General features: G+C 71.6%; 5 protein-coding genes and 1 pseudogene. 5 read left to right on the top strand and 1 reads right to left on the bottom strand.

Features of this window, described 5'->3' with window-relative positions:
- Positions 1-296: 296 nt before the first annotated feature.
- Positions 297-488: a hypothetical protein gene (locus ACLQ25_RS32280; protein WP_425734515.1), complete on the bottom strand. Its 192-nt coding sequence runs from the start codon at positions 486-488 to the stop codon at positions 297-299.
- Positions 489-507: 19 nt separating this feature from the next.
- Between ACLQ25_RS32280 and ACLQ25_RS32275 the strand changes: the two genes are divergently transcribed.
- The 5 genes and pseudogenes from ACLQ25_RS32275 to ACLQ25_RS32255 all read left to right on the top strand — a co-directional run.
- Positions 508-1296, top strand: coding sequence for a hypothetical protein (locus tag ACLQ25_RS32275; RefSeq protein ID WP_425734514.1), 789 nt, complete (start codon positions 508-510; stop codon positions 1294-1296).
- A 49-nt stretch (positions 1297-1345) separates the two neighbouring features.
- On the top strand, positions 1346-1735 hold the full coding sequence (locus tag ACLQ25_RS32270) for a hypothetical protein (protein ID WP_425734513.1): 390 nt from the start codon (positions 1346-1348) through the stop codon (positions 1733-1735).
- A gap of 135 nt (positions 1736-1870) precedes the next feature.
- Positions 1871-2536, top strand: coding sequence for a cellulose binding domain-containing protein (locus tag ACLQ25_RS32265; RefSeq protein ID WP_425734512.1), 666 nt, complete (start codon positions 1871-1873; stop codon positions 2534-2536).
- A gap of 93 nt (positions 2537-2629) precedes the next feature.
- Positions 2630-3331, top strand: a complete 702-nt coding sequence (locus ACLQ25_RS32260; protein WP_425734511.1) for a cellulose binding domain-containing protein — start codon at positions 2630-2632, stop codon at positions 3329-3331.
- Between the two features lie 110 nt (positions 3332-3441).
- A pseudogene (locus ACLQ25_RS32255) lies at positions 3442-5841 on the top strand (alpha-amylase family glycosyl hydrolase); the annotation flags it as partial.
- Positions 5842-6112 lie beyond the last annotated feature (271 nt).

The raw sequence follows: 6112 nt of genomic DNA, 5'->3' as shown, positions 1-6112 counted from the left end.
GGTGTTCCCAGGCCCAGCCAACATGGTGCTCGGCGGTGCGGGGGATGTAACGACACCGGCCCGGCGGGTGTTCCCGGTGAACCCGGGTTCGCGGCGCCGTGCCAGGTATAACGACCCGGCCCGGCCGCCGATTCCGCCACCCGGGTGCGACCCGTCACGGGACGCGGCCCTTGAACGTGACGACGTCACCCAGCCGAAGCGGACATCAGGGCCGTTCCGGGATGATCGACTCAGATTCCTTGATACCGCGGTATCCGAACGCCCGGGACACCCCGATATTCAGGAACCCGAGTCGATCAGGTCTGGGGCGATTCGGAGTCCGCTGCGTCGTTGGCCTGGGCGTGACGTTCCCGCAGTCGTTCCCGGATCTCCTCCGGGGTGTACGCGCGTCGACGCCGCTCGGCCCGGGCAATGACCACACCGGACGCTGCCACCCCGGCGAGGCCGGCCAGGCCGAGGACCTTCCACCACCGCACTCGTTGTCGCATCGGCCTAGGCTAGTCCCTCATGAGCATCAGCCTGGATGAGGCCGTCGAGTTGACCCGCACCGGTGACGTGTGGGTGTTCCGGGGCCGCAGCGCGCCGGACCGGGCGATCCAGTTCACCACGAACAGCCCGGTCAACCACGTCGGAATGGCCGTCGTGCTGGACGACATGCCGCCGCTGATGTGGCACGCCGAGTTGGGCAAGTCCCTGCCGGACCTGTGGTCGGGCACGCACCAGCGCGGTGTTCAGTTGCACGACCTGCGGGACGCGGTCTGCGTGTGGGCCAACCGGTACGGTCAGCGGGCCTGGCTGCGGCAGCTCGACCCGCCGGCGGAGGGCGAGATGGAACACGCGGTGCTGCGGACCGTCGCGCGCCTGGACGGCACGCCGTTCCCGTCGACCGCCCAGTTGGCCTGGCGGTGGGTGCGTGGCCGGGTTCCGTCGTTGCCGGGTCCTGGCCGGGCGGCACTCCGAGCCGTATCGCGGGCCGCCCAAGCAGCCTGGGTCGATCCCGCTGCTTCGGCCAACCCGACCGCTTCGACCAACGGGGCCAACCCGACCGCTGCGGGCAGTGCGGCCAACCGGGGGACAACTGCCGCTCCGACCAGCGCGGCTGCTCGGGACCGGGCGTTGGAGACGGCGTACTGCGCGGAGGTGGTGGCCGTGACCTACGAGGCGATGGGCCTGCTGCCCGCCGGCAAGCGTCCGAACTGGTACGACCCGGGCCGGTTCTGGAGTGGTGACGACCTGGGATTGGCCGGGGGCGCCCGACTGGGTGCGGAGATCGAGGTGCGGGTCCCGCCCCGCTGAGGCTCGCCCCGAGGTTTGGCCCACCGGGCGCGGGGCAATTGCTGTCCCCGTGAACGCCTCCACGGATCTCGACACGCTGACCGGGTTCTTCGACCGGTACGGCGCCGCGTTGACCTCGGGCGACCTGCCGTCCCTCGGTGGGTGTTACGCCCTGCCCGGGCTGGTGGTGGCGGACACGTACAGCTTCTCGTTCACCTCGCTGGCGGCGGTCGCGCTGTCCTTCGTGGGCGCCGCACCCGACTACCAGGACCGGGAGTTGATCGCCGCGCACGCCCGGATCGAGGACGTGCAGCCGGTGTCCGCGCTGCTGACCCTGGTGTCGGTCGAGTGGGAGTTCCTGGACAGCCAGGGGCGTTCGGTGCCGGGGGAGCGGTACCGCTACCTGCTGCGAACCTCGGGTGAGGGGCCGCTGATCTGCACGGTCGTCCGGACGGGCTGACCGCCAACGGAGCGTCGACGCGCCCGAGCCGTTTTCCGTACGGAGGGGGCCGGTCGGTCTGTTCCGTACCCGCCAGGTTTCCGGTCCGCCCGGCGCTGGCTACGCTGTCGCGTCGGTGGGACGAGGGGAGACCTGATGGCGGTGGGGCCGGACGGCGCGGGAGGTCCGCGGACGGCGCGAGTGGTGCTGTCGCTGCCGTGGATCGTGGTGCTGGTGGGCGTCTGCGCGCTGGCGGTGCTGCTGGTGGTCGCGCTGTTGTCGTTCCGTACCCGGGAGCGGGAAGGCACGCCGCAGGCCGCGCCGCCGGTGTTCCTGCCGACGACGCCGGCTGCGGCGTCGTCGGCGCCGACACCGGGTGGGTTGGAGCGGCGGTCGGCGTCGCCGCGCGCGTCTCGCAGCAGCCGGACGCCGTCGCCGCGCGCCACCACGAAGTCGCCGTCGCCGGGCGCGACGAGCGCCGCGGCCCTGGCGACAAAGGACCCGTCGGTGTCGGCGCAGTACAAGGTCGGCACGGATGGCTGGAACGCGACCGAGGCCACGCTGTCGGTGACCAACGAGTCGGACCGGTCGGTGGACTGGCGGGTGGAGTTGGCCTTCGCGGACGACACGCGGGGCCTGCGCGTCAGCGGGGCGGCGGGGATCTCGGTGGCGGCGCAGGGTGACGGCGCGTTCGTGCTCAGCGGCGGAGAGTCGTTGGGTGCGGGTGACACGCAGACCCTGCGGTTGCGGGTCAGTTGGGATGGATCCGCGCAGCGTCCGGTGCGGTGCGTGATCAACGGGGTGGAGTGCCGGCTCAGCTGACCGGGCGTCGGGCCGCGTCGCGCGCGACGCCGGCGCTTTCCGGGGTGGGCCGTCGATCGCTAGGCTGCCCGGACGGCCCGCTGAGGGAGGTACATGTCCGGCATGCGTCGTGCCCCGCGACCGTCGCACGGTCCGGCGGCCATCGCGTCGTCGCCGTGGATCGTGGTGGGCGCCGGTGTCGTCGTGATGGTGGTCCTGCTGTTCGTGGCTCTCGGCGCGTACCGGGGGCGTAGTCCGGCGCGGGACGGCGGGCCGCCCCCGGCGGGTCTGCCGTTGCCGCAGGCGCCGGTGTCGCCGTCCGGGCTGTCGCCGACGCCGCTGCCGGAGAACTCGGCGCTGTTGCCCGGGTTGTCGCCGCGGGCCAGCGGGCTGCCGCCGAGCGCGCCGGTCACGCCGGTGACGTCACGGCCGTCGACGGTCGGCCCGACGGTGACGTCGACGTCGGCGCGAACGCCGATCCGGCCGCCGCAGCAGCAGCCGTCGGCGGTGAGCGGACGCTACCGGGTGGTGCAGAGCTTCGACGGTGGTTTCATCGGCGAGGTGCTGATCGTCAACGCGTCCGGTGTGGACCGGGGTTGGACGGTGCGGTTCGAGTTCGCCGGTGGTCGACTGGTGACCACCTGGGTCGAGGGCGTACCCCAGGGGACGTTGCGGCAATTCGACGGCGGCTTCACGTACGTCAGCGGGGTGGACGTGCCGGCCGGCGGGTCGGTGGCGCTGCGGTTCCACCTGGAGCGGGCGTCCTCGACGCCGCGCGGGTGCACTGTCGACGGGGCGCGTTGTAGCGGGTTCTGAGCGAGCCTTCCGCAAGTTTGCTGCTCTGTTACGACTTTGTTTGCAAGGTATTGCAGATCGTTGCGGCAAGGGTTAGCGTGCGGCCAATCACGACCAGAGGAAGGCCGTCGATGAAACCCCCGCCGATACGCCGTACCGCCCTGCTCGCGCTCGTCAGCCTGCTCACCGTCACCCTCGTCGGCACGCCGGCATCCGCCCGTCCACTCGGCGCCGACGCCGACCCCCGGCCGTCCAGCGCCGAATCCCTGACTGCGGCCGGCGCGGTGCAGTGGCGCGACGAGCCCAGCGCCGACGCGTTGCTGGCCGCGGGCGCCGACGCCGCGCGTGCCGAGCAGTTCTACTTCGTCCTGCCGGACCGGTTCGCCAACGGCGACCGCCGCAACGACTCCGGCGGGCTCACCGGTGACCGGCTGCGCACCGGTCTCGACCCGGCCGACAAGGGCTTCTACCACGGCGGTGACCTCAAGGGCGTCATCGACAAGCTGGCCTACATCCAGGGCCTGGGCACCACCGCCATCTGGCTCGCCCCGATCTTCAAGAACCGCCCGGTGCAGGGCGAGGGGAACGACATCTCGGCCGGCTACCACGGCTACTGGATCACCGACTTCACCCAGGTCGACCCGCACTTCGGCACGAACGCCCAGCTCAAGGAGCTGGCCTCGCTGGCGCACCGGCGAGGCATCAAGGTCTATCTCGACGTGGTGGTCAACCACACCGCCGACGTCATCAGGTACGCCGAGGACCGCTACGCCTACGTGGACAAGGCGACCTCGCCGTACACGGACGTGCGGGGGCGGGCCTTCGAGGACCGCAACTACGCCGACGGCAGCCGGGACTTCCCGACCGTCGACGCGAACGCCGGCCCGTACACGCCGGTCTTTCCCGAGCCGGGTGACGCGACGGTGAAGGTGCCGGCCTGGCTCAACGACGCCAGCATGTACCACAACCGGGGCGACTCCACGTTCGCCGGCGAGAACAGCGAGTACGGCGACTTCTTCGGTCTCGACGACCTGTGGACCGAACGGCCCGAGGTGGTCCAGGGGATGACCAAGGCTTACGGGGACTGGATCGGCGCGACCGGCGTCGACGGGTTCCGGCTGGACACCGTCAAGCACGTCAACATGGACTTCTGGCCGCAGTTCACCCGGGGCGTCGAGCGGGCCGCCGAGAAGGCCGGCAAAAAGGACTTCTTCGTCTTCGGCGAGGTGTACAGCGCCGATCCGGAGGTCACGTCGACGTACGTGCGCCGCGGCGGTCTGCCGGCCACCCTCGACTTCGCGTTCCAGGAGGCCGCGCGGGGCTACACGGCGGGCGGCGGTTCGGCGAAGGCCCTCGCCGACGTGTACGCCCGGGACGACCTCTACGCCGCTCGGGACACCGACTCCGGCCGGCTGACGACCTTCCTCGGCAACCACGACATGGGCCGGATCGGGTCGTTCATCGCCGGCGGCGGCACCGACCCGGCCAGTCACCTGCGCCGCGACCAGCTCGCCCACCAGCTCATGTTCCTCACCCGCGGCCAGCCGGTGATCTATTCCGGTGACGAGCAGGGCTTCACCGGCCCCGGTGGGGACAAGGACGCCCGGCAGGACATGTTCGCGTCGAAGGTGCCCGACTACCTCGACGACGACCTGCTGGGCACCGACCGCACCCACGCCAGCGACCAGTTCGACACCGCCCACCCGCTGTACCGGACGATCGCCGAGCTGGGCCGGCTGCGCCAGGCGCACCCCGCGCTGCGCGACGGCATCCAGGTCACCCGGTACGCCGCCGACGGTCCCGGCGTGTTCGCCGCATCCCGCGTCGCGCCCGCAAACCGGACCGAGTACCTCGTCGCGGTGAACAACGCCGCGACCGCGCAGACTGTCAGCGTGGACACCTGGTCGGCCGGCGCCACCTTCACCGGCATCTACGGCGCGTCCGCCAGCGCGAAGGCCGGCGGCGACGGGAAGGTCACGCTGACCGTGCCGCCGCTGTCGGCGGCCGTCTACCGCGCGGGCAGCCCCATCGCCCGGGCGAGCGGCACGCCGACCATCACCATCACCACCCCCGCGCCGGACGCGTCGGTGGCGACCCGCGCGCCGGTCACCGCACAGGTGACCGGCGACCCACTGTCGACCGTCACCGTGGCGGCCCGGGTCGGCGGCGGCCGGTGGACGCTGCTGGGCAGCGCCGACCACGCGCCGTACACCGTGCACCACGACCTGGACGGGCTGGCCGGCGGCACCCGCGTCGAGTACCGCGCGGTCGTCCGGGACGGCCGGGGCCGCACCGCCACCGCCCGGTCCGTCGCGGTCGTCGGCACGCCCGCGCTGGGTGGATCCCGGGAGTGGGCGGTGGTGCACTACCAGCGTCCGGCCGGGGGGTACGACGACTGGGGGCTGTACGCCTGGGGCGACGTCGACCCGGCGTACGTCACCGAGTGGCCCACGGGGCAGCCGTTCGCCGGGGAGGACTCCTACGGCCGGTTCGCCTGGGTGAAGCTCAAAAACAGGCGGTATTGCATCGGATGCAACGCGGCGATCGACCCGGATAAGACGTTCGTGCTGGTAGGCCGACCGTTGGGTCGCTGTGGCGTCGGTGTGTCGGTGGAGCGGCCTGGGCGTTAGCTGTGGACGCATCATTGTTGCGTCTGATACAACAGCTCCGTGATGATCGATGCGCCTGGTTCAGCGCACTTGGTGCTCGCGGCGAACGTGGTGCATCTAGATGATCGATTCCAAGGGGTCAGTGGTCGTAGGCGGTCAGGGATCGCATGACCGGTTGGCCGGTGTGCCAGTT

This window comes from Micromonospora sp. DT44, assembly GCF_049841635.1.
Taxonomy (GTDB): domain Bacteria; phylum Actinomycetota; class Actinomycetes; order Mycobacteriales; family Micromonosporaceae; genus Micromonospora.
This window is presented reverse-complemented; position numbering and strand designations above follow the sequence as displayed.

Coding starts and splice junctions, on each gene's coding strand:
- ACLQ25_RS32280 (WP_425734515.1), bottom strand. CDS start 488: ATGCGACAACGAGTGCGGTGGTGGAAGGTCCTCGGCCTGGCCGGCCTC.
- ACLQ25_RS32265 (WP_425734512.1), top strand. CDS start 1,871: ATGGCGGTGGGGCCGGACGGCGCGGGAGGTCCGCGGACGGCGCGAGTG.
- ACLQ25_RS32275 (WP_425734514.1), top strand. CDS start 508: ATGAGCATCAGCCTGGATGAGGCCGTCGAGTTGACCCGCACCGGTGAC.
- ACLQ25_RS32260 (WP_425734511.1), top strand. CDS start 2,630: ATGTCCGGCATGCGTCGTGCCCCGCGACCGTCGCACGGTCCGGCGGCC.